The following is a 24,748-nucleotide window of genomic DNA, read 5'->3' as shown; positions in this document are numbered from 1 at the left end:
CGCATGAGGCATAAAAAAAGAGGGACGCTCCGCAGCGTTCCTCTTTTTTTGTGTCCTGCACCTGCCCCATGCAGGCCATCGAAAAATCTCCCGGCCCCGCCAGCATGTTCCCTCATGGGACGGGCCCTTTCTTCTTCCCGCATATCTGCCGGTCCCGGCCGCATATCCCCTGCCGCAGACCGCAGCCAGCGAAGCGGTAGCCCCTTCAAAAAACTCTTCTCCTCTGAAGACCCTGTACTCCGGTCAGGAGACGATGGCCCTCCCCGTGATCCGATGCCGGAGACCTGCCGGTCAGACCAGAACAAAAGTTTTCGGGGGATGGAGGGGGCACGGGGGAGAAAGGGCCCCTTTTCCAAAAGGGTCCCTTCCTCCCCCGCCATATCCTATTCTTCCCACAGTCCGGCCAGCACATCAGCCGTGCGGGCCAGCATCTCTTCCGTATGGCGGGCGGTGAGACCGAAACGCAGCAGGGCCTGCCCGCGCGGCACCGTGGGCCAGCGGGCGCCCAGCACCAGCACGCCGCTGTAGGCCAGACGGGCGGCCAGACGGCGGCAGCGCGTCTCGTCGCCCACAGGCACGGACAAGATGTGCGCATCGCCCATGACCGGCAGCCCCCGTTCCCTGAGGGCCCGGCGGAAGAAGGCCACGCGCGCGGCCAGCGTGCGCCGCCGCTCCCCAAGGCGCGGCAGTTCCTCCACCAGCGCCAGCATGCAGGCCGCGTGGGCGGGCGGCAGGGCCGTGCTGTGCATGACGGCCGAGGCCAGATGCTCGAACAGGGGCGAGAAGCCCCGGGGCAGCAGCAGGAACGCGCCCCACAGCCCCAGGGATTTGCCCAGCGTGCCCACCACCAGATCGGCCGGGGCCCGGCCGTCATCCCGCAGGGCCTGAGCGGCGCACAGGCCGCGTCCGCCGGGGCCCAGGGCCCCCAGCGCGTGGGCTTCGTCCACACAGAGGAAAAATCCGTATCTGTGACGCAGGGCCGCCATGCGCTCCAGATCCAGGGCCGCGCCGTCCATGCTGTACAGGGACTCGGCCATGACCACGGGCTGCGGCGCGTCCGGCGGCAGGGAGGACAGCAGGCGCTCCAGATGGTCATAATCCAGATGGTTCCAGGCCCGGATGCGCGCCCCGGCCAGCGGCAGGGCCCGCATGACGCTGGCGTGGCAGCGCCGGTCCACGAAGGCCTCCTGCCCCTGCTGGAGCAAAGTGGTCACGCAGGCCAGATTGGCCTGGTAGCCGCTGGGCAGGAACAGACATTCCGCAAAACCGAAGTAGTCGGCCACGGCCCGGCAGGCCAAGTCCACCACCTCGCTGCGGCCCCCGGCCAGACGCGAGGCCGAGGCCGACGGCGCATGGGCGGCGAAGCAGGCGGCCACCCGCGCCTGCCAGTGCGCGTCGGCGGCCAGGCCCAGACCGTCATTGCTCATGAAGGAGATGTATTCCCGGCCGTCCCGGTACAGCAGCGGCCCGGCGGCGCCCCCGGACATGGCGGCGCTGTGACGGGCAAGGCCCAGACGGGCATCGGCGCGCAGGCGGTCGTTCAGACAGTCATAAAGGCTTCGGCGTTGCGGGACAGGCATAAATACAGTTCCCTGTAGCGGTTCTCCAGCAGTTCACGGGAAAACGAGGCATCATAGGGCACCAGGCCCACGCGCAGTTCCAGCTCCAGCGGCGGCAGGGGGCCGTCAGGCCCGCAAAGGCCCCGCACGCGCACCAGCAGGGCCGCCACACTGCCGCCCTGTGCCGTCACCCGCACGTCCAGCCGCGCCGTGCCGGACAGGGGCCCGGCAGGCCACGGGGCGCGCTCCACGGACAGCAAGAAGGCATGGCAGGAAAAGTCCCGCGCCACGCGCTGCTGCAGGGCGGCCGCCTGAGCGGCGGCCTCCAGCACCTGCCAGAAGGGCACGCCCTCACAGCGGCGCCAGGCCGTGAGCCCCGGCGGGGACGACAGGCCACGGGCCGCATCCAGCAGCACGAAGGGCGACGGCGCGTCCAGAAAGAAATCCGTGCTCATGGACGCAGATCCACCACAAGGGCGGCGTTCTGGCCACCAAAGCCGAAATTCTCCAGCAGGCCGCGGGAGGTCGGGAAGGGACGGGGCTCCCGCACGAAGTCGAGACGGGCGGAGCAGGGCCGGTCCAGATGGCGCACGGGCGGCATCCTGCCGTCACGCCAGGCGGCCAGCGCACAGCACAGCTCCAGCGCCCCGCAGGCCGAGGAGCCGTGCCCCAGCCAGGATTTGAAGGCCATGACGGCCGGACCGCCGGGGGCATCGCCCAGCAGGCGTTCCCACAGCAGGGCCTCGGCCTGGTCGTTGAGCTGCGTGCCCGTGCCGTGGGCCGAAAGCCAGCCCAGCCCCGCGGCATCGAGGCCCGCCTCTTCCAGAGCGCCCCGCACGGCCAGTTCGGCCCATCTGCCCCGGGTTTCGGGCGCGGTGAGGCTCTCGGCGTCCACGGACGCCCCGTAGCCCAGGATCTCCGCATGGACATGGGCGCCCCGGGCCTGCGCCGACGACAGGCCCTCCAGCACGAAGGCCGCGCCGCCCTCTCCGGGCACGAAACCGTCCCGGTCAATGTCAAAGGGACGCGGGCCCGCACCGGGCGCACAGAGGCTGAGGGCGCGGGCCTTGTGATAGCCCAGCAGGCCGCCCAGCGAAAGACGGCTGTCCCCGGCCGCCACCAGCACGGCATCGGCCAGGCCGCAGCGTATGCGCCGCCAGCCTTCGCCCAGGGCCTGCAAGGCCGACGAACAGGCCGTGTTGACGGTCAGGGCCTCGCCATGACAGCGGCAGAAGCGCGCCAGTGCCCCGGCGGCGGTATTGGGCAGCCAGCGCAGCAGCCAGAGCGCGCCCAGCGTCGCGGTATCCTGCGGCGGCAGGCCCGGCTCGCCGGTGACGTCCAGCATGGGGCCCACGGCGACGACGATCTGCGAGCGCGGGGGCAGGCCCGCTTCCAGACCGGCATCGCGCAGGGCCCGCAGGCCCGAAAGGAGCGCCATCCGGCTGCCCCGGTTCAGATAATGGCGGTGCCGCCAGCCTTCGAACTGCTGCCGGGCCTCGTCCCGGCCCCAGTCGTCCGCCGGGCAGACGGCCAGGCCTTCCAGCACGGTGGAGGCCCGGAAGGCATCCCGGCCCTCGCGCAGGCTGCGGGCCACGCTGTCCAGATCATGGCCCAGCGCCGTGCAGCAGCCCGCACCGCTGATGACGACCCGCCCGGGCACGGCCATCAGGCCCCCTGCCGCGTGGCGTCAAGGGCCTGCTCCACCCAGCGGGCGATATCGCCCAGGGTCAGGGGCGATTGCAGGGCCATGCCGTCGGCATCCGTATAATAGGCGGCCAGCTGCTGCCGCCGCGCCTCGTCCAGATGGCTGTAGTGCTCGCGCAAAAAGGCGGCCGCATCAGGGGCGCCGGCCAGCTGGTAACGCAGGGAGCGCAGGAAGGCGCGCTCCTCGTCCACAAAGATATGGAAGGTGGCGCCCAGCTGCACGCTCACTTCCAGCAGGTCGATGGATTCACAGGGCAGATCCTGCATGAGCAGGGTCTCGTCGCTCAGGGTCGCGGCATCGCGCTCGAACAGACGGGCCACGATTTCGCGCACCTTGAGGCTGATCTCGTCGTATGGCATCACAGCTCCGGGAGTTTGAGGGCCCCGAGGCCCCCGTCAAGAGTCACCACGCTGCCGTTGATGGCCGCGGCCTCCGCCGACAGCAGGAAGCACAGGCCCGGCAGCACCTCGTCCGGGCCAAGGCAGCGCCCGGCGGGCATGGCACGGGCCACCTGCCCGTGGCGGGAAAGGAATTCGTGCCCGCGCCCGGCATCCAGCCAGCTCAGACGGACGGAACAGGCGCTGAGGCCGCGTCCGGCCAGCTCCACGCCGAGGCTGCGGTACAGGCCCTCACCGGCCAGCTTGGCCGCGGCGTACCAGCCCTGCCCGGGCGACGGCCGCTGCGCGGCACTGGACGAGACGAAGACACAACGGCCGAAACGGCGGGCCAGCATGGCCCGGCCCACGGCACGCAGGCAGCGGGCCCGCAGGGCGATGTCATCATCCGCCCAGCGTTCTATGGCACCGGGCGCCGCCAGGGCCACCAGCTGTTCGAAGCGGGAATGCAGCAGATCCGCCAGATGCCCCACCGGCCGGCCCAGCAGGGCTTCGCAGCGGGCGGGCAGGGTCTCGGGATCGGCAAGGACGAGGGCGGGCAGGCCGTCCTGCGCGCAGCGGGCGCAGCCGGCGTCGTCACGGCAGACACAGCAGACCTGCGCCCCTTCGGCGCACAAGGCCAGTGCCAGGGCACGGCCAAGATCGCTGCTGCCGCCAAGGATGAGGACGGAACCATGGAACGTCAATCGCATGGCCGCATAGTGAAAAAAAAACGGTCCGGGCGCAAGGGCCCTGCCGCATGCGGCCTGCGCCAGCCCGTGGGCAGGCCCGGATAGGGCCTGAAGATGCGCCGGGCATGAGGCCCATCGGGCTCACGGCAAAAACGGGAGACCGGAGCCGCACGCATGCGCTGCGCATCGCACGACCCGCCAATGACCGGAAGGAAGGGGTTTGCGGGAGGATGGGAGAGCCGGAAGGCGAAAAGGGGCGCTTTCCCCAAAGTCTCCTTCGTCCCTTTTGGCAAGGCCCCCTCGAAAATATGGCCGCCTTCCGCTCACTCCAGCACGAACACGGCTTCCGCCAGGCAATCCCCGCCGTGCAGCAGGCGGCAGCGGACCTCCGAAGGCGGGGCGTCCCCCCCGTCCCCGGGGTCCATGCGGCACAGCACATCGCGATCCGGCAGGACGAAACGGCGGAAGCGCGCACGGCGCACGGCGCAGACGGCACAGGGCGGGAAGGCCTCTTCCACGGCCCGGCGCATGGCCTCCAGCAGGCAGGAGCCGGGCACGCGGGGCGCCCCGGGGAAATGGTCGGCCAGCAAAGGCGCGTGGCCGGGGAAACGCAGCAGGGCCTCCTGTGGCGGCATCATTCGTCCCAGAGCAGGCGCAGGGGACCGGCCGGGGCCAGTTTTTCCAGCGGGATGAAGACGCGCTGCGCCCCCGCGGCCCAGGGGGCCACCTGATAGGGCTGGAAATAGACGCGTACCCCGCCGGGCACCAGGGCCAGCGCGGAAAAATTCTCCGCCACGGGCACGGTGCCGTCATGGATCATGCTGTCCTCCCGGCCGCCGCCCAGACGGATGGCGAGCTCCTTGCGGGATGCGTCGGACATGATCTCCAGGGCCTTGTCCACGTTCTCGAAGATGTCCACCAGCCCCAGGCGCTGCCCGGAGATCAGGCTGTACGTCAGCGGGATCACGTCCAGGTTGCCGTGCGCGCCGCCGGTGTAGGTCCAGATCTCGAAGACGATGCTCAGGGCATTGGCCGAAGGGCGCGTCAGGGTATAGGAGCCCATGAGCTCGCAGGGGGGGCGATCCTGCTGCTCCAGCTCGAGGGACCGCGGCGCCAGCTCGGCTTCGAAGGTCGAGGCGATGCGCTCCACCCAGCCGGCCACGTCGCGGTCCACGTCCTTGCGGCCCAGCATGGGATAGCTGACGGTGATGTCCGGTTTGCCCGGCCGGGAGACACGGCGGAGATTGCACTCCGTGACGGAGATGGGGGCATGGGCAGGCTCGGGGCGCGAATCGGCCATCATGGTCCCGTAGCCGTGCGCGGCACGGGCCGTGGGGCACAGGTCGGGAGACAGGGCAAAGCACGACAGCAGGGCCGCCAGCGCAAGCAGGCGGGCGGGACGGCAGGATCCCGGCAGGTGACGAAGATTCCCGGAGCTGGACATCATTTCCCCCAGACGACAAAAAAAGAGATGGCGGCATGGTGCCGCAAGCTGCTTGTAGAGGGCTCCTGCGGCCCTGTCAAGCCTTACGGGGCCAAATAAAAAGGCCGGTCCCCCCAACCCGTGTGAACAGGGGGAAGACCGGCCGTGCGGCGCCTTTCCTCCGAACGGAGGAAGGGAAGCTAATGATGCACGATATCCCGCACCTTGACATGGAAACCGTAGCGCAGCTCGGCCACCAGGCGCCAGTGGCGCAGCAGGAACAGGCCCGCCAGGATCAGGTACGTCCAGGCATAGAAGTTGTGCAGGCGCAGCGGGTCATGGGGCAGGCCCAGCAGGGCTTCCAGCTGCACGTCATAGAAGGGCGAGAACAGCTGGGCCAGGAAGAGCACCAGCAGGGCCGTCGCCTCGCGCAGGCCCAGGCGCAGGTCCAGCAGCAGGGCCACGGCAAAGATGGACTGGGCGGCGGTGAGGAAGATCTCCTGGAACTGGTGCGGGTCGAGGTTGATGGGGGCGGTGCCGCCGGAAGACACGGCGTAGACGCCGGGGATCATGCCCACCAGCAGGGTCCACTGGTTGAGCTTGGAGGACAGCAGGCTGCCCAGGGCCAGACCGGCATTGCCGCGGAAGGCGAACATCAGGGCCACGATGAATTCCGGCGCTTCGGACGCGATGGGCGCCAGCCACTGCACCAGCAGGAACTCGTTGATGCCCAGGATCTTGCCGCTGGCCACCAGGCTTTCACTGAAGGGCTCGGCATTGAACAGGATCACCAGGGCCGCGAAAAGAAAAAGACCGGCCACGGTGCGCATGCGGGCGGGACGCGAGAGCCTGGCCAGGGTGGCCGCCGGGCCTTCGGGCTCCTCTTCCTCGCAGGGACGGCGGGCGATGATGCACATGTAGCCCACATAGATGCCCAGGAAGACCACGCCGTCGAACAGGGTCAGGGAGCCCTTGAGCGGGATCAGCAGGGCATAGAGGGTGGCCAGGCCCAGGAAGAGGACATCGGTGCGCTTTTCCTCATGCAGGGCCACATAATTGTGGAAACGGCCCGCGAAGATCAGCACGATGGCTGTCCAGCCGATACCGATGAGCAGCCGGTTGGCCCCTGTCATGTTGGCGATGGCATAATGCGAGTAGGCGCTCTCGGGGTGCTGGCCCGCCATCCAGGTGAAATACATGTCCACGGCGTATTCGGGCAGCACGGCGATGAAGGCCACCACGGCCACGGCCACGGCCTGGGGGATGTCGAGCTGGGCCACCTCACAGGCCCAGGTCAGCAGGAAGGACGCGCCCAGGATGGCCAGACCGGCCAGCACGGCCACCAGCATGGGGGAAACATCCGCCGGGGCAAGGCGCAGGGCCAGGCCCGGCAGGGTCATGAGGACAGCCAGAAGATAGGGACGCAGGTCGCGCAAAGACATGACGGTCTCCTTGGCGGTGTTGGGGGTTGCACATAAAAAAAGACCCTGGCTGCATGCAGTCATGCGGCCAAGGTCTCACTAGTCGGCAGGGCCAACGGCAGCACCAGACGTGATGTCAGGCTGTTGATGCTGCCAGGGTCTCAAGGACCCAGTTACTCCCCTCAGGTACGGTAAAGGATAGTCGCGCTCCTCCCGTCTGTCAAGCCCGCACCGCCTTTTCCGCCCCGCGCCCCCTGCCGCCGGATTGCAGGGCTGGTGCCTCTCTGCTATGAGTAGCGTCATGAACATCATCTGCCCACACTGCGGCTTCAGCCGTCCCTTCCCTCCCGACCGTGCCCCGGCGCATTCGGTGATCGCCACCTGCCCCCAGTGTTCCTGCCGCTTCCGCTTCCATCCCCAGGACGGCAGCAGCGAGCAGCTTTCGCCCGTCCGCCACGACGCCGCCCCGGCGGCCGGCGACCTGCCCCCCGGTGCCGTCATCCCCGGCACGGGTGACGACGGGACAGGCGGGGCCCCCTGCCGCCGTGAACCTCCCCGCGAGGAGCTCCCCCCCTTCCGTCCCCGTGACCGGCAGGAAGAGCCCGCGCCGCAGGCGGACCACGAGCCGCCCGAAGACGACGAGGTCCGGGATGAGGACGGCGACGACCGCCCCGGCCTGCCTTCCGGCAACCCCTGGGACATGGCGCCCGCGCCTTCGGGCTGGATGGTGGCCTTCTACCGCACGGCCACACGTGTCATGTTCGGCGCACCCGCCTTTTTCAGCTGTCTGCGGCCGCACCGCCGCTCCCTGCGCGCCCTGGGCTTCTACCTGATCGTCAGCGTCATCCTTTCCGTGGTGCAGCTGCTCTGGATGCGCGGCATGACCTCCATGCTCATGGACGGCGGCATGGACCCGCAGATGCAGCAGATGATGGCCAGCACCCTGACCATCCATGAGAGCATGCCCCTGTTCGTGCTCAAGCAGGTGGCCTTCGTGACCCTGCAACTGTACGGACAAAGCGCCCTGCTCTACCTCATGTACAGGCTCATCCTGCGCGACAAGCCGGAATTCGACCTTATCTTCCAGGTGAGCGCCTACGGCTCGGCCCCCATGCTGCTGTGCGTCATCCCGGTGGTGGGCGCGCTCACCGGCCTGGTCTGGAGCCTGGCCTGCACCCTTGTGGGCTACAAGACCGTCCTGCGCCTCGACTGGGGCCAGACGCTGGCGGGCTACGCTCCGGTCTTCCTGCTGGAGATGTTCCTGCTCCTGCAGGTGATGCGGATGTTCTAGTCCCCCTGCCGTCCCCTGACCGTCCCGGGCCCGCCGCTGCCGCCAGCGCGGGCCCTTTCCCCCCTTCTGACCCGTGCATCCCATGAACGAGACCCCTTCCCCACCCGTCCAGGAGGCTCCCGCCCCTGCGGAAAAACACGCTTTCGACCCGACCCGGCTGCTGCTGCCGGGAGGCATCGTCCTGGCCCTGTGCCTTTTGCTCTGCGTCTGGCTGTGCATCGACATCTTCACCTGGCCGCTGGGCACGCGCCAGCGCATCCTCATGTGCCTGCTGCTGCTCGCCCTGATCCTGCTGCTGGGCCTGGGCGCCTGCCTGTGGCGCGGCATCTACCTGCCCCTGCTCACGGCCCTGCGCGAACTGGGCCCGGACGCCGACGGCCGCATGCCGCAGGGCGCGCCCGTGCCCGCCATCACCCGCCGCATCCGCCGCATGCACGAGAACATGCAGCGCACCCGTCTGGCCCTTGAGGAAAGCCACGAGAACCTGCGCCAGAACCTGCGCCAGACCGAAAAGATGGCCCTGGTGGGCAAACTGGCCGCCGGTGTGGCCCACTCCATCCGCAACCCGCTGACAGGCCTCAAGCTGCGCCTGTTCTCCTTCACCCGGGGCATGGAACTCTCCCCGGCCCGGCAGGAGGACGTGCAGGCCATGAACGAGGCCGTGCGGCACATGGAAGCCATCACCAGCAACTTCCTGGAATTTTCCCGCCGTCCGCGCCTGAGCAAGGAACCGCTGGACATGAGCGAGGTGCTGGACCGTACCCTCATCCTGCTGCAACCGCGCATGGAGGCCTACAAGGTGACCCTGCGACGCACGCGCCACGCCCCCCTGCCGCGGGTGGACGGCGATGCCGAACAGCTGCGCGAGGCCCTGGCCAATCTTATCATCAATGCCTGCGAAGCCGCCGGTACCGACGGGGAAGTGCGCATCAGCGAAGAACGCGGCCGCCTGGCCCCGCTGGGGCCCGTGGTGGTCATCCGCATCGAGGACAGCGGCCCCGGCGTGCCCGAGGAGCTGCACGAGGTCATCTTCCAGCCCTTCATGAGCACCAAGGTGGAAGGCACGGGCCTGGGCCTGCCCATCGCGCGCCGCATCTTCGAGGAACACGGCGGCTGGCTGCACCTGCACAACGCGCCGGGCCACGGGGCCAGCTTCGTCATGGTGCTGCCTGTCCGCAAAGGGGACGACGTATGGCTGAGATCCTCATAGTCGACGACGACCACCACCTGCGGCAGGGCTTCCAGCGCCTGCTGGATGCCGAAGGCTACGAGACGCGCACCGCCGCCTCGGCCGAGGAGGCCCTGAACCTCATGCGGGAAAGGATGCCGCAGTGCGTGGTCATGGACGTGCGCATGCCCGGCATGGACGGCCTGGAGGCGCTCAAGCGGATGCGGGCCCTAGGTAGTGTCTACACGAGATTTATATTATGAGGAGTGCATCAATTCTGCAAGGATGTGCTTATGACGAATCCTCAACGCCGCCATGACATTTCGGATGCTGCGTGGGCCTTATTGGAACCTCATCTACCTGGGCAAAGCGGGCAATGGGGAGGTGTAGCAAAGGATAATCGCCTCTTTATCAATGCCGTCTTCTGGATATTGCGTACTGGTGCGCCGTGGCGAGACCTGCCACCGGAATATGGCAAATGGGGAACCGTTCATCAACGCTTTATTCGTTGGCGAGACAAACGAGTATGGGAAAAACTCCTTGAAATATTGATTGATGAGCCAGATTTTGAATGGTTGATGATCGATGCCAGCCATTGCAAAGTCCACCCCCATGCGGCAGGGGCTAGAGGCGGTAATCAGGGTATGGGCCGCACAAAAGGGGGCTCAACAGTAAAATACACCTGGCCGTGGATGCGCATGGTATGCCGGTCAGAGTTGCTGTTACAGCTGGTACCACAGCGGATTGCACACAAGCCGTAGCCTTGATTGACGGTATTACCGCTCAATGTTTGTTGGCGGATCGCGGATATGACAGCAATGAGCTCATAGATAAAGCAACTGAGACTGGTTGCGAAATTGTTATTCCCCCCAAAAGGAATCGTAAGACGCAACGTTGGTATGATAAGAGCCTCTATCGAGTGAGGCACTTGGTGGAGAATGCTTTTCTCCATCTCAAACGGTGGCGCGGTATCGCTACAAGATATGCGAAGATGCTCACTTCATTTGAGGCTGCTGCACAAATACGCTGTATAGCGATATGGCTTAAGGTATTAACTTAAACTCGTGTAGACACTATCTAGAGGGCTGCCCGCCGGTGCTCATCATGACGGCCTACTCCACCACCGAGACCGCCATCGAAGCCACCCGCCTGGGGGCCTTCGACTACGTGCTCAAGCCCTTCGACATCCCGCAGGTGCTGGAGCTGCTGCAACGGGCCCTGGCCGCGGGCGAGAGCCGGCGCCGCCACGAGGCCCGGTCCGCCGAAGAGGTGCTGGGCGAGGAGGACGACATCCGCCTGGTGGGCCACACGCCCCCCATGCAGGAACTGTACAAGGCCATCGGCCGCGTGGCGCCCACCGATGCCCTGGTGCTGATCCGGGGCGAATCCGGCACGGGCAAGGAACTGGTGGCCAATGCCATCTGGCGCTACAGCCCGCGCTCCCGCCGCCCGTTCTCGGTCATCAACTGCGTGGCCATCCCCGACACCCTGCTGGAGAGCGAGCTTTTCGGCTATGAGCGCGGGGCCTTCACCGGCGCGCAGCACCGCCGTATCGGCCGCATCGAGCAGGCCGCGGGCGGCACCATCTTCCTGGACGAGATCGGCGACATGCCGCCGGGCATCCAGGCCAAACTGCTGCGCCTGCTGCAGGAAAAGCAGATCCAGCGCCTGGGCGGGCACGACTCCATCGACGTGGACGTGCGCATCATCGCCGCCACCAACGCCAACCTGGAACAGGCCGTGGCCGACGGGCGCTTCCGCGAGGACCTGTATTACCGCCTCAAGGTGGTGACCCTCTGGACCCCGCCGCTGCGCGAACGCCGTGAGGACATCCCGGCCCTGGCGGCCTTTTTGCTGCACCGGCAGGCCGCCGGGCTGCACCGGCCCGACCCCGGTCTGGAAGAAGAGGCCCTGCGCTATCTGGCCGGTCTGGACTGGCCCGGCAACGTGCGCGAGCTTTCCAATGCCCTGCAGAAGGCCCTGGTCTTCAACAGCGGCGCCCCGGTGAGCATCCGTGACTTGCAGCTGGTGCTGGACTCCCCGGCAGGGCACCCCCCCGCCGCGGGCCCCGGCCCCAACGGCAACGGCGATGCCGCTCCTGCCCCGGGCATGCGCCGCGCCCCCGCCGGCATGACCGGGAACGCCATCCCCGAAAGGGAAAGCCCCGGTGCGGACACCGCTGCCCCCGTCCCTGCCGCTCCCGCCGCAGGCCACAGCGACGGGCAGCGCAGCCTGGACGACATCGTCACGGCCTGCCTCCGGTCCGGCGATCCCTCGCCCTTCGACACCTGCATGGACATCATGGGCAGGGCCGTGGTGCGCGAGGCCCTGCGCCAGTGCGGGGGCAACCGCTCGCAGGCCGCCCGCCTGCTGGGCCTTTCCCGCCCCACCCTGCTGGCCCGCATGGAAAAATACGGCCTGAAGATCGAGACCCGCATCAGCGACGAATGAGGCCACCGGGGCAAAAGCGCCTCGCCGTCCGTCATCTGCGGCAGTCCGGGGCCCTGCCGCCATCCGGCGGACCTCTTTTTTCGCCTGCCCGGCACAACAGCCTGCCCGGTACTCCCCGCGCGCGCTCCACGGCAAAGACCGCCCCGGCCACAGGCGCGCCACGGCGCCGCCCCGTCGACCTGCCCGCGCCGCCCCCTGCCTCAGCCCCGAACGGTCCGGGCGCCAGGCGGCGGCTGCCCCCGTCAACCAGGCTTCCCGCCACGGCAAGGGCATCGTGCCCGTCCGGCGGGCACAAAAAAAGGCGCCACCCCGAAGGGCAGCGCCTGGAAAACCCGGACAGGCGAACTTACTTGTTCAGGCAGCAGACATCGTCCACCTTGATGAAGGCAGCGGCCTTGGCGCCGCACACGGGGCAGCTATCACAGGGGCCTTCGTGGGTGTAGCCACAGACCTTGCAGACATAGAAGTCCACGTTGTCGAACGCGTGGTTGTCAGCGGCGGCCTTCTTGTACAGGTTGGCGTGCACTTCTTCCACCTTGTTCACCATTTCCATGTACTTGGCCACGGCGGTCTGGCCTTCGGCCTCGGCTTCCTTGATCATTTCAGGATACATCTTGGTGAATTCGTAGGTCTCACCACCGATGGCGTCCTGCAGGTTGGCAGCGGTGTCACCGATCTTGCCGGCGTTCTTCAGGTGGGTGTGGGCATGGATGGTCTCGGCAGCGGCAGCGGCGCGGAACACCTTGGCCACACCGGACAGACCTTCCTTGTCGGCAGCCTGGGCATAGGCGAGGTATTTGCGGTTGGCCTGGGATTCGCCGGCGAAAGCAGCCATCAGATTTTCAAGGGTCTTGCTCATCATGGTTCTCCTTGGAAGGTATATGTTCAAAAAATCTTGCTCAATCAGGAACGATTCCTATTTACTGGAAAGCCCTGCCTTTGTAAAGCACTTTTTGGCATCTTTTTTTACTTTTCCTGCCTCCAGAAAAGATAAGACGGGAACGGCCGGCGTCAATGGCGCCTCCCCGTGCCGGCGGCCCGTTTCCCGGCGGACAGGGGCCGGGCCCGCGTTCCCGTGGCCGCAGAGCTTGCGGGCCGGGCCAAGGCAGGCTAAAAAACAGGTATGACAGTGATCCAATCCCATGTACACGCCCTTTCGGCCCAGGAGATCATCCGGCACTACGACCTGATGCCCCATGTGGAAGGCGGCCATTACCGGCGCGTCTGGTGCAGCACGCAGGACCTGCAGCCGGAAAGCCTCCCCTGCGGCATCTGCGGCAGCCGTCCGTGCAGCACGAGCATCCTGTATCTGCTGCAGGCGGGCGAGCGCTCCCGCCTGCACCGCATACGGCAGGATGAATTGTGGCATTTCCATCTGGGCGGGCCCCTGCGCCTCTATTGCCTGACGCCCGACGGCCGGGAACTGGACCGGGTGCTGGGGGCCGACATCCTGGCCGGGCAGCATCTGCTGCTGCCCATGCCCGGCGGCTGCTGGTTCGGCGCCGAGCCCTGCCCGGGGACGGCCTTTTCCCTGGTCTCCTGCACGGTGGCGCCGGGCTTCGACTTTCGTGATTTCGAGCTGGCCCGGGCGGCCTGTCTGGTACGCCGCTACCCCTTTGCCAGGGAGCGCATCGAACATTTCTGCCGGCTGCCTGACGGCTGTCCCGCGCCCGGGGAAGGCGGGCAGGCATGAGCCGCTTTCCCGTCCCTGCCGCCGATGCCGCGTCCCCGTTCCAGACCGAGATCATCATCCGGCGCAGCCGCTTTTTGACCCATTGCGCGCATACGCCAGGCATGGAGGCCGCCCGCGCCTTCGTGGAGCAGATCCGCACCCGGCACGCCGACGCCACCCACAATTGCTGGGCCTTCGTGGCCGGGCCTCCGGGGCACAGCGGACAGGTGGGCTTTTCGGATGACGGCGAACCGCACGGCACGGCCGGACGCCCCATGCTGCAGGTGCTGCTGCATTGCGGCGTGGGCGAGATCACCATGGTGGTCACGCGCTGGTTCGGCGGCGTCAAACTGGGCACCGGCGGCCTGGTGCGGGCCTATCAGGACTCGGTGCGCGAAAACCTGGCCGCCCTGCCGCTGGCGGAAAAAGTGCCCACCGTGGAGCTGGACGTGCAGCTGGACTATGCCCATCTGGACCGCCTGCACCGCCTGCTGCCCGCCTTCGAGGCCCGCGTCAGCGCCGAGGCCTATGACCAGGCCGCCCGGGTGCGCATCCGTCTGCCCGAGGCCCTGCGCGGCCCCTTTGAGGAAGCCCTTGCCGGCCGCACCGACGGCCGCGCCCGCTGTACGCCGGCCGGGGACGCGTGATGCATGACGCCCTTGCGGGCGGTGGAGGCGGACGTCCCTAGGGCAGCACCTCCACCGGCACATCGGGGGCCAGACGCACGATGCCGTCGATGATGACCCTTTCCCCGGCCTTGAGCGCGCCTTCCACCACGCTGGTGTCACCGGTCTCGAAAAGGATGTCCACCTTGCGGTAGGAGGCCTTGCCGTCAGCACCGGCCACATAGAGGTAATGTTCCTCGCGCCCGCTCTGCACCGCCCGGCTGGGGATGGCCAGGGCCTGGCGCGCCATGCCCAGCGGCAGTTCCACGGTCACGAACTGGCCGGGCCAGAGGCGGCGGTTCTCGTTGGCGAAGGTGGCACGCAGCTGGATGGTGCCGGTGGTGGTATCCACGCTGTTTTCCACCAGGGTCAGCAGGCCCTTCTCGGCCTGCCCGCCCGTGGGGGTCACGTCCACTTCCACCGGCCCGGCGTGCATGCGGTCGAGGATCAGCGAAAGATGCCGTTCCGGCACCGAGAACGTCACATAGATGGGGGAAAGGGTGTCGATGCTGACGATGGGCGTGGTATCGGAGCTGCGCACCATATTGCCCTTGTCTACCTTGAGCCCGCCCACGCGGCCGCTGATGGGGGCCCGCAAGGTGCAGTAGGAAAGATCCAGGGCGGCGCTTTCCACCGCGGCCTTGTCGGCCTGCACGGTGGCGCGCAGGGCCGCGGCCTCGGTGGCGGTCTGTTCGTAGGCTTCGCGGCTCACATAGCCGTTGCCCACCAGTTTGCCGTAGCGGCCCGCGTCATTGGTGGCCTTGCGCAGCTGGGCCTCGGACTTGGCCAGCTGGCCCTGCTTCTCGCGCAGGGTGGCTTCAAAGGGGCGGGTATCGATGGTCAGCAGCACATCGCCTTCCTTCACGTCCTGCCCTTCCGTAAAGTGCACCTTTTCTATCTCTCCGGTCACGCGGGGGGTGAGCCCCACACTGGCGGAAGCCCTGACATTGCCCACGGCGCCGAGCACGCGCGGCACGTCCCGCGGCTGGACCGTCATCACATGCACGGGGGCGGCCTGTCTGCCGCCCTTTCCGTCCTTTTCGCCGGAGCAGGAGGCCAGCACGGGGACGAGCAGGAGCAGGAAGATGACAAGATGTTTCATGGCAGTCCTCACGATTTTCTGGATGATGCCCCAAAAACGTTGCACACCCGACACACCGCGTCAAGAAAACAAGTGGGGGACCCGCCCGGGAGGGCTTGCCCGCCCTGGCTTCCCGGACCTGACCGGAAGGCGGGACAATTGACTTTCCCCCCTGTGCGGGCATAATACTCCCGCGGCGGGAGCGCCCGCATGACCCATCTGAAATTTCCGATGCTGGAGGCACAAGAATTGGCAAAAAACCGCGCATTGCAGCAGTGGCGGGTGGAGGATTCCATCGAGCTGTACGGTATCCGCAACTGGGGGGCCGGCTTTTTTACTGTGTCCGACGAAGGGGACGTGGTCGTCTGCCCGCAGGGCCCCAAGGGACCGCAGATATCCATCCCGGAGGTCATCTCCGGCCTGCGTGAGCGCGGCTACGACATGCCCGTGCTGCTGCGCGTGGAAAACATCCTGGACTCCCGTATCGCCAGCCTGCACGAGTCCTTCCGCAAGGCCATCAAGAACCTGAACTATCAGGGCGAATACCGCGGCGTCTTCCCCATCAAGGTCAACCAGCAGCAGCAGGTGGTGGAAAAGATCGCCCAGTTCGGGGCCCGCTATCACCACGGCCTGGAAGTGGGCTCCAAGGCCGAGCTCATCGCCGCGGTCTCCCTGATGCGCGACACCGAGGCCTGCATCATCTGCAACGGCTACAAGGATGAGGAGTTCATCGACCTTGGCCTGCAGGCCCAGCGCCTGGGCCTCAACCTTTTCTTCGTGCTGGAGATGCCCGGCGAACTGGACGTGCTGCTCTCCCGCAGCCGTGAACTGGGCATCCGGCCCCACATCGGCGTGCGCGCCAAACTTTCGGTCAAGGCCAGCGGCCACTGGACCGACTCCGGCGGCGAGCGCTCCACCTTCGGCCTTTCCCCGGCCCAGATCGTGGACGTGGTGGACAAGCTCAAGGCCTGCGACATGCTGGACTGCTTCCGTCTGCTGCACTACCACCTGGGCTCGCAGGTCTCCAACATCCGCGACATCCGCACCGGCGTCATGGAAGGCGCACGCCTCTATGTGGGCCTGGTGCAGGAAGGCGCGCCCATGGGCTACCTTGACCTGGGCGGCGGTCTGGCCGTGGACTACGACGGCTCGCACACCAATTACATCTCGTCGCGCAATTACAATCTGGACGAATACAGCGCCGACATCGTGGAAGCCATCATGAGCATCCTCGACGAGCAGCAGGTGCCGCATCCGCACATCATCACCGAATCCGGCCGCGCCACCGTGGCCTACTATTCCGTGCTGCTGTTCAATGTGCTGGACGTGAGCGCCGTGGAAGAGGCCCAGCTGCCCGCCGAACTGCCCGAAGACACGCCCGAGCCCGTGCTGAACATGCGCGAGGTCTACGGCAACATCAGCCTGCGCAACCTGCAGGAATGCTACAACGACGCCATCTACTACCGTGACGAGATGCGCAAGCTCTTCTCCACGGGCCGGGTGAACCTGCGCCAGCGCACCCTTTCGGAGCGCTTCTTCTGGGCCATCATCATGCGCATCGCCCAGGAGAAGGTGAAACTCAAGACCGTGCCCCGCGACCTGCAGGACATCGACGTGAGCCTGGCCGACATCTACTACGGCAACTTCAGCGTCTTCCAGTCCCTGCCGGACAGCTGGGCCATCGACCAGCTCTTCCCGGTGATGCCGGTGCACCGCCTCAACGAGTTCCCCTCGCGCCAGGGCATCATCTCGGACATCACCTGCGACTCTGACGGCCGCATCGACCACTTCATCGACCCGCAGGGCCTCAAGACCACCCTGGACCTGCATCCCCTGAAGGACGGCGAGGAATACTACCTGGGCGTCTTCCTGGTGGGTGCCTATCAGGAGACCCTGGGCGACCTGCACAACCTCATGGGCGACACCAACGTGGTCTCCATCCGCGTCAATCCCGACGGCGGCTATGAGTACGTGCGCGAGATCCGCGGCGACTCCGTGGCCGACATCCTGAGCTATGTGGAATACGACCCCCGCCGCATCCTGGACGACCTGCGCGCCACGGCCGAACGCGCCGTGCGGGCCGGACGCCTGACGCCCAGCGACCGCTTTGCCGTGCTCCAGGCTTTTGAAGACGGCCTGCGCGGCTATACCTATTTTGAACGCTAGGAAAAGAGGCCTCAAGGGGAAGGACTTTTCCTGACGCTGAAAGGCCCCGCCTCCTCGTGGCCCGGCCCCCAAAAGCGCTTTCCTGCAACATCAAACGCCCGGCATTTCCTGCCGGGCGTTTTCGTTTTGCCGCCAGGGATGCACCGCGCGCTGCACGCATGGCCGCATGCGGCCATCGCAGACCGGATTCAGCTCCGGGGAGCATGCTCTCCCGATGCGGGCATCGCAGGAAGCGCGGCCATCACTAGCCCTTCAGACCGCGTTTGGACGCCTTGAGGGGGTTGATCTTTTTCCTGGTCTCGTCGGTATAGACCGGGATGCGGTGGGCATTGGCCTCGGCCAGACGGACGGGGTCCAGATCAAGGGCCAGCAGGCGGGCTTTGGTGGTGGCCCGGCTGCCGGAATAGCGGTGGGGGTCGGCCAGGTTCTTGTCCAGATAGCGGGCGCTGGTCAGATACAGGCCGCGCTCGTCGATGGCCAGACAGAGTTCCTGCCCGTTTTCCATGACGGTCTGGATGACCATGCCGGAGGTGGTGCCGAAGCGATTGTCCATACGGTCTCCTTTGCTGGGGATTTGCTCCAATTTATAGAAAAAGAATTTCATTTTCAATATAAATCTCCCAGCACGGACAAAGACAACGCTTCCCGCCGCCACGAACAGCCAGGAAGGCCCGGAACGACCGCGCATCCCCATCCCGGTGTCCGGTGGACGCGCACGGCATCCCGGAACACGCCACGTCCCCGCCTCTCCCGATAAAATACGCCCGGGGAGGAAGATGCAGGGGGAGGGCGCGTTGCGCACGCATTGGCGACCAGACGGCGGCCCGCAGGGCCGTGCCCGTGCGATGAAGGCAGCTACGGACACGGGCAGCAGCGCGAGGGCCGCTTCCCTCCCCCTGCCCTGAAACAGCGCTCACGCATACAGATGGCAGCGGACCCGCCAGCCCGGCTCCAGCTCCTTCCACGACGGCGCTTCCTCGCGGCAGCGTTCCGTGGCCTGCGGGCAGCGGGGATGGAAGCGGCAGCCCGACGGCGGATCCAGCGGGCTCGGCAGCTCGCCCCGGATGTTCTGCCGGGGGGCGCGCACCGGGCTTTTGCCGTCACGCAGATCCTCGAAGGAAGGCACCGAGGCCAGCAGGGCGCGGGTATAGGGATGGGCGGGCTCCCGGAGCAGACGCTCGCGCGGGCCCTCTTCCACGAAGCGGCCCAGATACATGACCAGGATGCGGGGACACATGAAGCCCACCACGGCTAGATCGTGGGAAATGAACAGATAGGCGGGGCCGAAGTCCTCCTGCACCTGCCGCAGCAGGTTGAGGATCTGCGCCTGCACCGAGGCATCCAGCGCCGAGACCGGCTCGTCGCAGACGATGAGATCGGGATGGGTCATGAGCGCCCGGGCCACGGCGATGCGCTGCCGCTGGCCGCCGGAGAACTCGTGCGGGTAACGGCGCTCCAGGCCGGCCAGGCCCACGGTGGCGAACATGTCCCGCACCCGCTCCCGGCGTTCCTTGCGGGCCGGGCGCTTCCCGGCAAGCAGGCTCTCCTCCACCGAGGTCCCCACGGGGCAGCGGGGATCGAGGGAAGAGAACGGGTCCTGAAAGACCATCTGGATGCGTCCGGCCGCCATGCTGCCCGCGCCGGCAGGCGGCAGCGGCTCGCCCCTGAACAGGACACGGCCGCCGGTAGGACGCTGCAGGCCGCAGGCCAGGCGCCCCAGCGTGGACTTGCCGCAGCCGGATTCGCCCACCAGCCCGAGGCTCTGGCCGGGCCGCAGGACAAGGTCCACCCCGTCCACGGCCCGCAGATGGCGCACTTCGCCCAGCATGCCCTGGCGCACCGGAAAGTGGCAGCGCACATCCTCCAGCGCCAGCACATCGTCCCTGTTCCCGGTCTCCATCACAGGCCTTCGTCCACCTGGGCTTCGGCAAAGGTGGCCATCTCGTTGAAGATGTTCACGGCGCAGCGCAGCAGGTGATAGGCCACGGCACCGCCGGTGCCCTCGCCCAGCCGCATGTCCAGATGCAGCAGGGGCGTGCCGCCGTCCAGCGCGCCCAGGGCGGGCACATGGCCGGGCTCGGCCGAAGCGTGGGACAGGATGGCGTACTGGGCCACCAGCGGGCAGATGCGCACCGCGGCGGCATAGGCGGCGCTGCAGATGAAGCCGTCCACCAGTATGGGCAGGGAACGCGACGCGGCCCCCAGCATGATGCCGGCCATGATGGCCAGCTCGAAACCGCCCAGCGCGGCCAGGATGTCCACCCCGTCGCCCTTCAGGGCCTCGGCGTTGACCTCCAGGGCGCGGCGCACGATGGCGGCCTTGTGGCGCACCCGTTCGGGATCGGAACCTGCCCCCGGGCCCGTGGCCGCGTCAGGGTCGAAACCGAAGAGCGCGCAGTTGATGGCCGTGGCCGGCGTGGAGTTGCCGATGCCCATCTCGCCGGTGCCGAAACAGCGGTAGCCCTTGTCCGCGAACTCTTCCACCAGGGCGATGCCGTGGCGCAGGCCCCGCAGGCAGGTCTCCCGGCTCATGGCCGGGCCCTTGCTGATGTCGGCGGTGCCGTCACCCAGGCGGCGGTCGATGAGCAGCTCGTGCGGCTCATAGGGGCCGCCGGCGCAACCGGCATCCACCACGCGCAGGTCCATGCCGCTGCTGCGGCACAGCACGTTGATGCCCGCGCCGCCATTGAGGAAATTGCGCGTCATCTGGCGGGTCACGGCCTGCGGCATGGGCGAGACTCCCTGGAGCGCCACGCCGTGATCCCCGGCCACGGTCAGCATCAGGGCCGGGCTCACGCTCAGGGGGGTGACGCCCCCGGCCATGGCGTACAGACGCCGGGCCAGCTCTTCCAGGCGGCCCAGACTGCCGCGCGGTTTGGTCAGGTTGTCCAGATGGGCCCGGGCCTGCTCCAGCAGGGAGCTTTCCAGAGGACGGACAAAAAGGCCCGGCAGGGCGGGCACTTCCACAGCCTCACGATATACGGGAACGTGTTTCATGTTTTCTGTGTAACGTCTTGCCCGGTCCGGCGCAAGCATGGCCCGTCTTTACCTGCGTGGCGGCCTGTATTAGAAAGGGCGGGTCTTGACGGGAAAGCCGCACCGGGCATGGCCTGCCCGGGCAGCGGCACGTCATCGCCGCTGTCCGTCCGCGGCGGCCCGCCCCTGCCTTTCCGGCCTTCCCGTCCTTTTTCCATCCGCAACGATCACGGAGTTGACCATGCATCCGTCGTTTTTCCTGTTCCCCGGCCTGCGCCGCGCCGCAGGCACCCTGGCCTGTCTGGCCCTGCTCTGCGCGGCCACGTCCCCCGCCGCCGCGCCCGTGCCGGATTCCAGCCCGCGCATGACCCCGGTGGTGCGCGCCGTCCAGGCCACGGCCCCCGCCGTGGTCAACATCACCAGCACCCATGTGGTGGAGCGCCAGCGCATCTCGCCCATGGAGCAGTTCTTCGGTTTCGGCCCGGGCTTCGACCAGCCCCGCCGGCAAAAACGCGTGAGCCTCGGCTCCGGCGTCATCGTGGACGGCAAGCGCGGCCTGGTACTGACCAACGCCCACGTCATCGCCGGTGGTGACGAGGTCATGATCAACCTGCAGGACGGCCGCCAGTTCCCCGCCGTGGTCAAGGGCGCGGAGCCGGACTTCGACCTGGCCGTGCTGGAGATCCAGGGGCCCCATGACCTGCCCGCCGTGCCCCTGGGCGATTCCTCCGACCTCATGCCCGGCGAGACCGTCATCGCCATCGGCAACCCCTTCGGTTTCAACCACACCGTCACCACGGGCGTGATCTCGGCCCTGGGCCGCACCATCCGCAGCGAGAGCGGCGTGTTCACCGACCTGGTCCAGACCGATGCCGCCATCAATCCCGGCAACAGCGGCGGCCCCCTGCTCAACCTCGAAGGCCGTCTGGTGGGCATCAACACCGCTGTCCACGCCCGCGGCGAGGGCATCGGCTTCGCCATCCCGGTGAACAAGGCCCGCCGCGTCATGGATGACCTTGTGGGCCAGGGCCGCGTGGCGCCCCTGTGGCTGGGCCTGGCCGCCGACGACGTGGACCAGCGCATGGCCATGGCCCTGGGCCTGCGTGAGCCCCGCGGCATCATCGTCACCCGCCTCTACCCCGGCAGCCCGGCGGGCAAGGCCGGCATCGAGCCCGGCGACGTCATCGACAGCATCAACGGCTCGCCCGTGCGCGACCGCCGCGAATATGTGAACATCCTGCGCAACCAGGTGCCCGGCGCCGAGCTGACCCTGGGCGTGCTGCGCGGGGACACGCCGGAAAAGATCCGCGTGAAGCCCACCTCCTTCGACGATGCCACGGCCCTTTCCCTCATGCAGGAGATCTGGGGCCTGCGCGTGCGCGAGGCCGACGGCCTCATGCTGGTGCGCGAGACGCGCCGCCCCGGCCCCACGGACTTCCTGCGCCCCGGCGACGTCATCGCGGCCATCGGCGGCATGCGCATCCGCTCCACCGCCGACCTGGTCAATGCCTTCCGCCGGGAACGCCTGGCCAATCAGGTACTGATGCAGATCGTCCGCGACGGCCGCCCGTATTACGCGCGCGTGCTGCTGCAATAAACGCGCCGGGGGGCCACGCCACGCACCTGTGCAAAAAAAATCTTCCCTTGACAGCCCAGGGGGGGGACGCTATGCATTCCTTTGGGTGGGAGCCCCTTCCCCCCGAGGACTACAAGAAACGTACGTTTCAACATCTGGAGGACACAATGGGCTACAATGTGAATGTCGATACCGACAAGTGCGTGGGCTGTGGCGAATGCGTGGACGTTTGCCCCGTGGAAGTTTACGAAATCAAGGACGGCAAGTCCGAACCCGTGAACTCCGAAGAGTGCCTGGGCTGCGAATCCTGTGTGGAAGTCTGTGAAACCAGCGCCATCACCGTTGAAGAAGCCTAAGCCCTGAGGGTGCCCAAGCACCTGCAAATCAAAGTGCCGCCGGGCGTTTCGTCTGGCGGCACTTTCATAACCAGCGGAACGATCCCAATGATTCCTGATCTTCAGCCCATTTTTGCCGAATACGAAAAACTCCGCGCCAGCTGTGACGCCGTGTTCGAACGTATCCGGCACGACCATGCCCAGTGCGTCACCTGCAAGGAAGGCTGCAGCGACTGCTGCCATGCCCTGTTCGACCTTTCCCTGGTGGAGGCCATGTACATCAACCGGGCTTTCCAGCAGGCTTTCGACTACGGTCCGCAGCGTTCGGCCATCCTGACCAGGGCCGCCGAGACCGACCGCCATCTGACCCGCCTCAAGCGCGAGCTCTTCCGGGAAGAAAAGTCCGGCAAGAGCCCCGAAGCCATCATGGAAGAAGCCGCGCGCATCAAGTGCCGCTGCCCCCTGCTGGGCGATGACGACCGCTGCCTGCTCTACCAGGCCCGTCCCATCACCTGCCGCCTCTACGGCGTGCCCACCGCCATCGCCGGCCAGGGCCACGTCTGCGGCTTCGCCGCCTTCGAAAAGGGCAAGCAGTACCCCACCGTCTATCTGGACAAGATCCAGAGCCGCCTGGAAGACCTGAGCCGCGAGATCGGACGCGCCGTCAACAGCCGCTTCCGCGAGCTGCACGAAGTCTACGTGCCGCTCTCCATGGCACTCATCACCAATTACGACGAGGCCTACCTGGGCATCGGCCCGGCCAAGCCTGAAAAATAGGGAGCGCACCATGCCTTCCGAGCTCAGTTTCATTCCCGCTACCGTGTTCCGCGACGGCACGCCCCAGCGCCTCAACGCAGAACAGGAACAGCTCAAGCGTGAGATCTACGAGCGCATGAACCCGCGCCGCCGCAAGTTCGTGGACCGCATCGGCTACGACAACTGGGACCCCTTCCAGAAGCCCAACGATCCTCTGGACGTGCGCCTGGACGTGACCAAACGCACCACCCAGCAGCTGGTGCGCGAGTTCCTCCAGCTCAAGGCCGCCAGGAACGAACAGTACGGCAACGACTACGGCCGCGGCGTGCTGGAATGCGCTCTGGGCATTGTGAACCGTGACGAAAAATTCCAGGGCATCACCGACTTCTGCCTCTGGTATCATGATCTGCTGAAAAAAGAGGGCCACATCCTATGAAACAGCGTTACGACGATATCGACGAATATATTGCCGACCTCAAGATGGAAATCGCGGCCAACGAGCAGTGCGCCAACCATCACTACAACCTGGGCCTGGCCCTGCTGAGCAAGCGTGACTTCGTGGGCGCCGAAGAGGCCCTGCTCAACGCCGTGCGCAACTCCCCCCACCTGGCCGAGGCCTATGTGCAGCTCGGCGGCATCTGCCTGGAACGCGGCGACCTGGAAGGCTGCCTGCGCTACAACGAAGAAGCCGCCCAGTGCCGCGCCAAGTTCCCCGTGCCGTGGAGCAACATCGCCTTCGTGCACCTGCAGCGCGGCGAGCCGGACAAGGCCATCACCGCCCTGAAGAAGGCCCTCAAGTGGGATCCCGACTTCGTGCAGGCCAAGAACGCCCTGACCACCGCCTACTACATGCAGGGCGATTTCGAAGCCTGCGAAAAGCTCTGCAAGGAGATCCTGGACAAGGAACCCGGCTTCGCTCCCGCCTGGAACAACATGGCCCTTGCCCAGTTCGACCTGGGCAAGTACGCCGAAGCCCGCCAGTCCGCCGACAAGGCCGCCGAGCTGGGCTTTGAAGTGCCCGAAGGCTTCCTGGAAGAGCTCAGGGCCAAGGGCGTCTAGCACACGACGCGCGCCACCGCTGCCCTGGGGCAGTGTTTTTTTGATGAGGGGGAGAGGAGACCTTTTTCCAAAAAGGTCTCCTCTCCCCCTCCTGCTCCCCCGCTCCTCCCAAAAACTTTTATTCTGGTCTGTATGGCGGGTCCCCGTCTTCGGATGACGGACAGGACATCCCCCCTGACCGCCAAGGGGCAGACATGACCGGACTGGGGGAGTGAGCACCCGTCCGCGCCTGCCGCCTCCGAAAAATCTTTTTCGCACGAAGCCAGCCCCGCCCCGATTCCTTCGCATCAAGCGGCCCGCACACTGCCCCGCCAACAGACAGCACGCCACCGAATGACGTCATTATCCCGCCTGAAAACAGGAAGCGGGCAGCCGTAC

General features: G+C 66.9%; 26 protein-coding genes. 13 read left to right on the top strand and 13 right to left on the bottom strand.

Annotation, left to right across the window (positions count from 1 at the left end):
* Window positions 1-383 precede the first annotated feature (383 nt).
* The 8 genes from DESPIGER_RS11425 to DESPIGER_RS11395 all read right to left on the bottom strand — a co-directional run bounded on the left by DESPIGER_RS11425 (window position 384) and on the right by DESPIGER_RS11395 (window position 7,195).
* A complete protein-coding gene (locus tag DESPIGER_RS11425) occupies window positions 384-1,580 on the bottom strand; it encodes an aminotransferase class I/II-fold pyridoxal phosphate-dependent enzyme (RefSeq protein ID WP_072337062.1) in 1,197 nt (398 codons plus the stop codon).
* On the bottom strand, window positions 1,541-2,014 hold the full coding sequence (locus tag DESPIGER_RS13015; RefSeq protein ID WP_156831700.1) for a hypothetical protein: 474 nt from the start codon (window positions 2,012-2,014) through the stop codon (window positions 1,541-1,543). Before DESPIGER_RS13015 ends, DESPIGER_RS11425 begins: the two co-directional genes overlap by 40 nt.
* Entirely contained in the window at window positions 2,011-3,225 is a 1,215-nt protein-coding gene (locus DESPIGER_RS11420; protein ID WP_072337059.1) for a beta-ketoacyl-[acyl-carrier-protein] synthase family protein, read from the bottom strand. Before DESPIGER_RS11420 ends, DESPIGER_RS13015 begins: the two co-directional genes overlap by 4 nt.
* Window positions 3,225-3,623: an acyl carrier protein gene (locus tag DESPIGER_RS11415; protein WP_072337056.1), complete on the bottom strand. Its 399-nt coding sequence runs from the start codon at window positions 3,621-3,623 to the stop codon at window positions 3,225-3,227. Before DESPIGER_RS11415 ends, DESPIGER_RS11420 begins: the two co-directional genes overlap by 1 nt.
* Entirely contained in the window at window positions 3,623-4,351 is a 729-nt protein-coding gene (locus DESPIGER_RS11410) for an SDR family NAD(P)-dependent oxidoreductase (RefSeq protein ID WP_072337054.1), read from the bottom strand. The genes DESPIGER_RS11415 and DESPIGER_RS11410 overlap by 1 nt, the downstream gene beginning before the upstream one ends.
* Before the next feature lie 302 nt (window positions 4,352-4,653).
* On the bottom strand, window positions 4,654-4,968 hold the full coding sequence (locus DESPIGER_RS11405) for a hypothetical protein (protein WP_162273863.1): 315 nt from the start codon (window positions 4,966-4,968) through the stop codon (window positions 4,654-4,656).
* Complete coding sequence (locus DESPIGER_RS11400; protein WP_072337047.1) at window positions 4,965-5,777, bottom strand: DUF3298 and DUF4163 domain-containing protein; 813 nt, start codon at window positions 5,775-5,777, stop codon at window positions 4,965-4,967. The genes DESPIGER_RS11405 and DESPIGER_RS11400 overlap by 4 nt, the downstream gene beginning before the upstream one ends.
* Window positions 5,778-5,953: 176 nt before the next feature.
* Window positions 5,954-7,195 (bottom strand): sodium:proton exchanger, encoded by a 1,242-nt coding sequence (locus tag DESPIGER_RS11395; RefSeq protein ID WP_072337044.1) that lies wholly within the window; start codon window positions 7,193-7,195, stop codon window positions 5,954-5,956.
* Window positions 7,196-7,475: 280 nt separating this feature from the next.
* Here DESPIGER_RS11395 and DESPIGER_RS11390 point away from each other — a divergent pair, with 280 nt between their 5' ends.
* The 5 genes from DESPIGER_RS11390 (at window position 7,476) to DESPIGER_RS11365 (ending at window position 12,084) form a co-directional block, all read left to right on the top strand.
* Window positions 7,476-8,465 (top strand): YIP1 family protein, encoded by a 990-nt coding sequence (locus DESPIGER_RS11390; RefSeq protein WP_072337042.1) that lies wholly within the window; start codon window positions 7,476-7,478, stop codon window positions 8,463-8,465.
* Between the two features lie 82 nt (window positions 8,466-8,547).
* Complete coding sequence (locus tag DESPIGER_RS11385; RefSeq protein WP_072337039.1) at window positions 8,548-9,675, top strand: sensor histidine kinase; 1,128 nt, start codon at window positions 8,548-8,550, stop codon at window positions 9,673-9,675.
* Window positions 9,657-9,896 (top strand): response regulator, encoded by a 240-nt coding sequence (locus DESPIGER_RS11380; RefSeq protein WP_072337037.1) that lies wholly within the window; start codon window positions 9,657-9,659, stop codon window positions 9,894-9,896. Before DESPIGER_RS11385 ends, DESPIGER_RS11380 begins: the two co-directional genes overlap by 19 nt.
* A 30-nt stretch (window positions 9,897-9,926) precedes the next feature.
* A protein-coding gene (locus DESPIGER_RS12690) for an IS5 family transposase (protein ID WP_156831586.1) occupies window positions 9,927-10,693 on the top strand; the annotation gives its coding sequence in 2 pieces (ribosomal slippage) (window positions 9,927-10,287 and window positions 10,287-10,693; 768 coding nt in all).
* Entirely contained in the window at window positions 10,684-12,084 is a 1,401-nt protein-coding gene (locus DESPIGER_RS11365; protein ID WP_231927671.1) for a sigma-54 dependent transcriptional regulator, read from the top strand. Before DESPIGER_RS12690 ends, DESPIGER_RS11365 begins: the two co-directional genes overlap by 10 nt.
* A gap of 346 nt (window positions 12,085-12,430) precedes the next feature.
* Here the strand turns inward: DESPIGER_RS11365 and DESPIGER_RS11360 are convergent, their stop codons facing one another.
* Complete coding sequence (locus tag DESPIGER_RS11360; protein ID WP_072337035.1) at window positions 12,431-12,943, bottom strand: rubrerythrin family protein; 513 nt, start codon at window positions 12,941-12,943, stop codon at window positions 12,431-12,433.
* Window positions 12,944-13,207: 264 nt separating this feature from the next.
* Between DESPIGER_RS11360 and DESPIGER_RS11355 the strand changes: the two genes are divergently transcribed.
* On the top strand, window positions 13,208-13,777 hold the full coding sequence (locus DESPIGER_RS11355) for a cupin domain-containing protein (protein WP_072337033.1): 570 nt from the start codon (window positions 13,208-13,210) through the stop codon (window positions 13,775-13,777).
* The gene (locus DESPIGER_RS11350) at window positions 13,774-14,403 is read left to right on the top strand and encodes a YigZ family protein (protein WP_072337031.1); all 630 of its coding nucleotides are present in this window, start codon (window positions 13,774-13,776) and stop codon (window positions 14,401-14,403) included. Before DESPIGER_RS11355 ends, DESPIGER_RS11350 begins: the two co-directional genes overlap by 4 nt.
* A 37-nt stretch (window positions 14,404-14,440) precedes the next feature.
* Here the strand turns inward: DESPIGER_RS11350 and DESPIGER_RS11345 are convergent, their stop codons facing one another.
* Window positions 14,441-15,523: an efflux RND transporter periplasmic adaptor subunit gene (locus DESPIGER_RS11345; protein WP_072337029.1), complete on the bottom strand. Its 1,083-nt coding sequence runs from the start codon at window positions 15,521-15,523 to the stop codon at window positions 14,441-14,443.
* 228 nt (window positions 15,524-15,751) lie between these two features.
* Here DESPIGER_RS11345 and speA point away from each other — a divergent pair, with 228 nt between their 5' ends.
* Window positions 15,752-17,668 carry a biosynthetic arginine decarboxylase gene (speA, locus tag DESPIGER_RS11340; RefSeq protein ID WP_072337744.1) on the top strand — a complete coding sequence of 639 codons (1,917 nt, stop codon included), beginning with the start codon at window positions 15,752-15,754 and terminating at the stop codon, window positions 17,666-17,668.
* A gap of 244 nt (window positions 17,669-17,912) precedes the next feature.
* Here speA and DESPIGER_RS11335 read toward each other — a convergent pair whose 3' ends face one another.
* The 3 genes from DESPIGER_RS11335 to cobT form a co-directional block, all read right to left on the bottom strand.
* Window positions 17,913-18,221, bottom strand: coding sequence for a hypothetical protein (locus DESPIGER_RS11335; protein ID WP_072337027.1), 309 nt, complete (start codon window positions 18,219-18,221; stop codon window positions 17,913-17,915).
* 360 nt (window positions 18,222-18,581) lie between these two features.
* Window positions 18,582-19,568 carry an ABC transporter ATP-binding protein gene (locus DESPIGER_RS11330; RefSeq protein WP_072337025.1) on the bottom strand — a complete coding sequence of 329 codons (987 nt, stop codon included), beginning with the start codon at window positions 19,566-19,568 and terminating at the stop codon, window positions 18,582-18,584.
* The gene (gene cobT, locus DESPIGER_RS11325; protein ID WP_072337023.1) at window positions 19,568-20,665 is read right to left on the bottom strand and encodes a nicotinate-nucleotide--dimethylbenzimidazole phosphoribosyltransferase; all 1,098 of its coding nucleotides are present in this window, start codon (window positions 20,663-20,665) and stop codon (window positions 19,568-19,570) included. The genes DESPIGER_RS11330 and cobT overlap by 1 nt, the downstream gene beginning before the upstream one ends.
* Window positions 20,666-20,885: 220 nt before the next feature.
* On the opposite strand from cobT, the gene DESPIGER_RS11320 reads away from it, so the two are divergent.
* The 5 genes from DESPIGER_RS11320 (at window position 20,886) to DESPIGER_RS11300 (ending at window position 24,370) form a co-directional block, all read left to right on the top strand.
* Entirely contained in the window at window positions 20,886-22,241 is a 1,356-nt protein-coding gene (locus DESPIGER_RS11320) for a trypsin-like peptidase domain-containing protein (RefSeq protein WP_072337021.1), read from the top strand.
* Between the two features lie 146 nt (window positions 22,242-22,387).
* Window positions 22,388-22,576, top strand: a complete 189-nt coding sequence (locus DESPIGER_RS11315) for a ferredoxin (protein WP_040369804.1) — start codon at window positions 22,388-22,390, stop codon at window positions 22,574-22,576.
* Between the two features lie 87 nt (window positions 22,577-22,663).
* Entirely contained in the window at window positions 22,664-23,332 is a 669-nt protein-coding gene (locus tag DESPIGER_RS11310; protein ID WP_072337019.1) for a hypothetical protein, read from the top strand.
* Between the two features lie 10 nt (window positions 23,333-23,342).
* Window positions 23,343-23,747: a hypothetical protein gene (locus tag DESPIGER_RS11305; protein WP_072337017.1), complete on the top strand. Its 405-nt coding sequence runs from the start codon at window positions 23,343-23,345 to the stop codon at window positions 23,745-23,747.
* Entirely contained in the window at window positions 23,744-24,370 is a 627-nt protein-coding gene (locus DESPIGER_RS11300; protein ID WP_072337015.1) for a tetratricopeptide repeat protein, read from the top strand. Before DESPIGER_RS11305 ends, DESPIGER_RS11300 begins: the two co-directional genes overlap by 4 nt.
* The last annotated feature ends 378 nt before the right edge of the window (window positions 24,371-24,748 follow it).

It is taken from the genome of Desulfovibrio piger (assembly GCF_900116045.1).
Taxonomy (GTDB): Bacteria; Desulfobacterota; Desulfovibrionia; order Desulfovibrionales; family Desulfovibrionaceae; genus Desulfovibrio; species Desulfovibrio piger_A.
Note: the sequence above shows the minus strand (reverse complement) of the source record. Positions and strands in the feature narration are given on the sequence as shown.

Bases quoted from the DNA above. Each gene is read 5' to 3' on its own strand.
- DESPIGER_RS11395 (WP_072337044.1), bottom strand. From the start codon at position 7,195: ATGTCTTTGCGCGACCTGCGTCCCTATCTTCTGGCTGTCCTCATGACC.
- DESPIGER_RS11305 (WP_072337017.1), top strand. From the start codon at position 23,343: ATGCCTTCCGAGCTCAGTTTCATTCCCGCTACCGTGTTCCGCGACGGC.
- DESPIGER_RS11320 (WP_072337021.1), top strand. From the start codon at position 20,886: ATGCATCCGTCGTTTTTCCTGTTCCCCGGCCTGCGCCGCGCCGCAGGC.
- DESPIGER_RS11385 (WP_072337039.1), top strand. From the start codon at position 8,548: ATGAACGAGACCCCTTCCCCACCCGTCCAGGAGGCTCCCGCCCCTGCG.
- DESPIGER_RS11380 (WP_072337037.1), top strand. From the start codon at position 9,657: ATGGCTGAGATCCTCATAGTCGACGACGACCACCACCTGCGGCAGGGC.
- DESPIGER_RS11420 (WP_072337059.1), bottom strand. From the start codon at position 3,225: ATGGCCGTGCCCGGGCGGGTCGTCATCAGCGGTGCGGGCTGCTGCACG.
- DESPIGER_RS11300 (WP_072337015.1), top strand. From the start codon at position 23,744: ATGAAACAGCGTTACGACGATATCGACGAATATATTGCCGACCTCAAG.
- DESPIGER_RS11355 (WP_072337033.1), top strand. From the start codon at position 13,208: ATGACAGTGATCCAATCCCATGTACACGCCCTTTCGGCCCAGGAGATC.
- DESPIGER_RS11390 (WP_072337042.1), top strand. From the start codon at position 7,476: ATGAACATCATCTGCCCACACTGCGGCTTCAGCCGTCCCTTCCCTCCC.
- DESPIGER_RS11330 (WP_072337025.1), bottom strand. From the start codon at position 19,568: ATGGAGACCGGGAACAGGGACGATGTGCTGGCGCTGGAGGATGTGCGC.
- DESPIGER_RS11345 (WP_072337029.1), bottom strand. From the start codon at position 15,523: ATGAAACATCTTGTCATCTTCCTGCTCCTGCTCGTCCCCGTGCTGGCC.
- DESPIGER_RS11350 (WP_072337031.1), top strand. From the start codon at position 13,774: ATGAGCCGCTTTCCCGTCCCTGCCGCCGATGCCGCGTCCCCGTTCCAG.
- DESPIGER_RS11315 (WP_040369804.1), top strand. From the start codon at position 22,388: ATGGGCTACAATGTGAATGTCGATACCGACAAGTGCGTGGGCTGTGGC.
- cobT (WP_072337023.1), bottom strand. From the start codon at position 20,665: ATGAAACACGTTCCCGTATATCGTGAGGCTGTGGAAGTGCCCGCCCTG.
- DESPIGER_RS11405 (WP_162273863.1), bottom strand. From the start codon at position 4,968: ATGATGCCGCCACAGGAGGCCCTGCTGCGTTTCCCCGGCCACGCGCCT.
- DESPIGER_RS11360 (WP_072337035.1), bottom strand. From the start codon at position 12,943: ATGAGCAAGACCCTTGAAAATCTGATGGCTGCTTTCGCCGGCGAATCC.
- DESPIGER_RS11335 (WP_072337027.1), bottom strand. From the start codon at position 18,221: ATGGACAATCGCTTCGGCACCACCTCCGGCATGGTCATCCAGACCGTC.
- DESPIGER_RS11425 (WP_072337062.1), bottom strand. From the start codon at position 1,580: ATGCCTGTCCCGCAACGCCGAAGCCTTTATGACTGTCTGAACGACCGC.
- DESPIGER_RS11310 (WP_072337019.1), top strand. From the start codon at position 22,664: ATGATTCCTGATCTTCAGCCCATTTTTGCCGAATACGAAAAACTCCGC.
- DESPIGER_RS11410 (WP_072337054.1), bottom strand. From the start codon at position 4,351: ATGCGATTGACGTTCCATGGTTCCGTCCTCATCCTTGGCGGCAGCAGC.
- DESPIGER_RS11415 (WP_072337056.1), bottom strand. From the start codon at position 3,623: ATGCCATACGACGAGATCAGCCTCAAGGTGCGCGAAATCGTGGCCCGT.
- DESPIGER_RS13015 (WP_156831700.1), bottom strand. From the start codon at position 2,014: ATGAGCACGGATTTCTTTCTGGACGCGCCGTCGCCCTTCGTGCTGCTG.
- DESPIGER_RS11400 (WP_072337047.1), bottom strand. From the start codon at position 5,777: ATGATGTCCAGCTCCGGGAATCTTCGTCACCTGCCGGGATCCTGCCGT.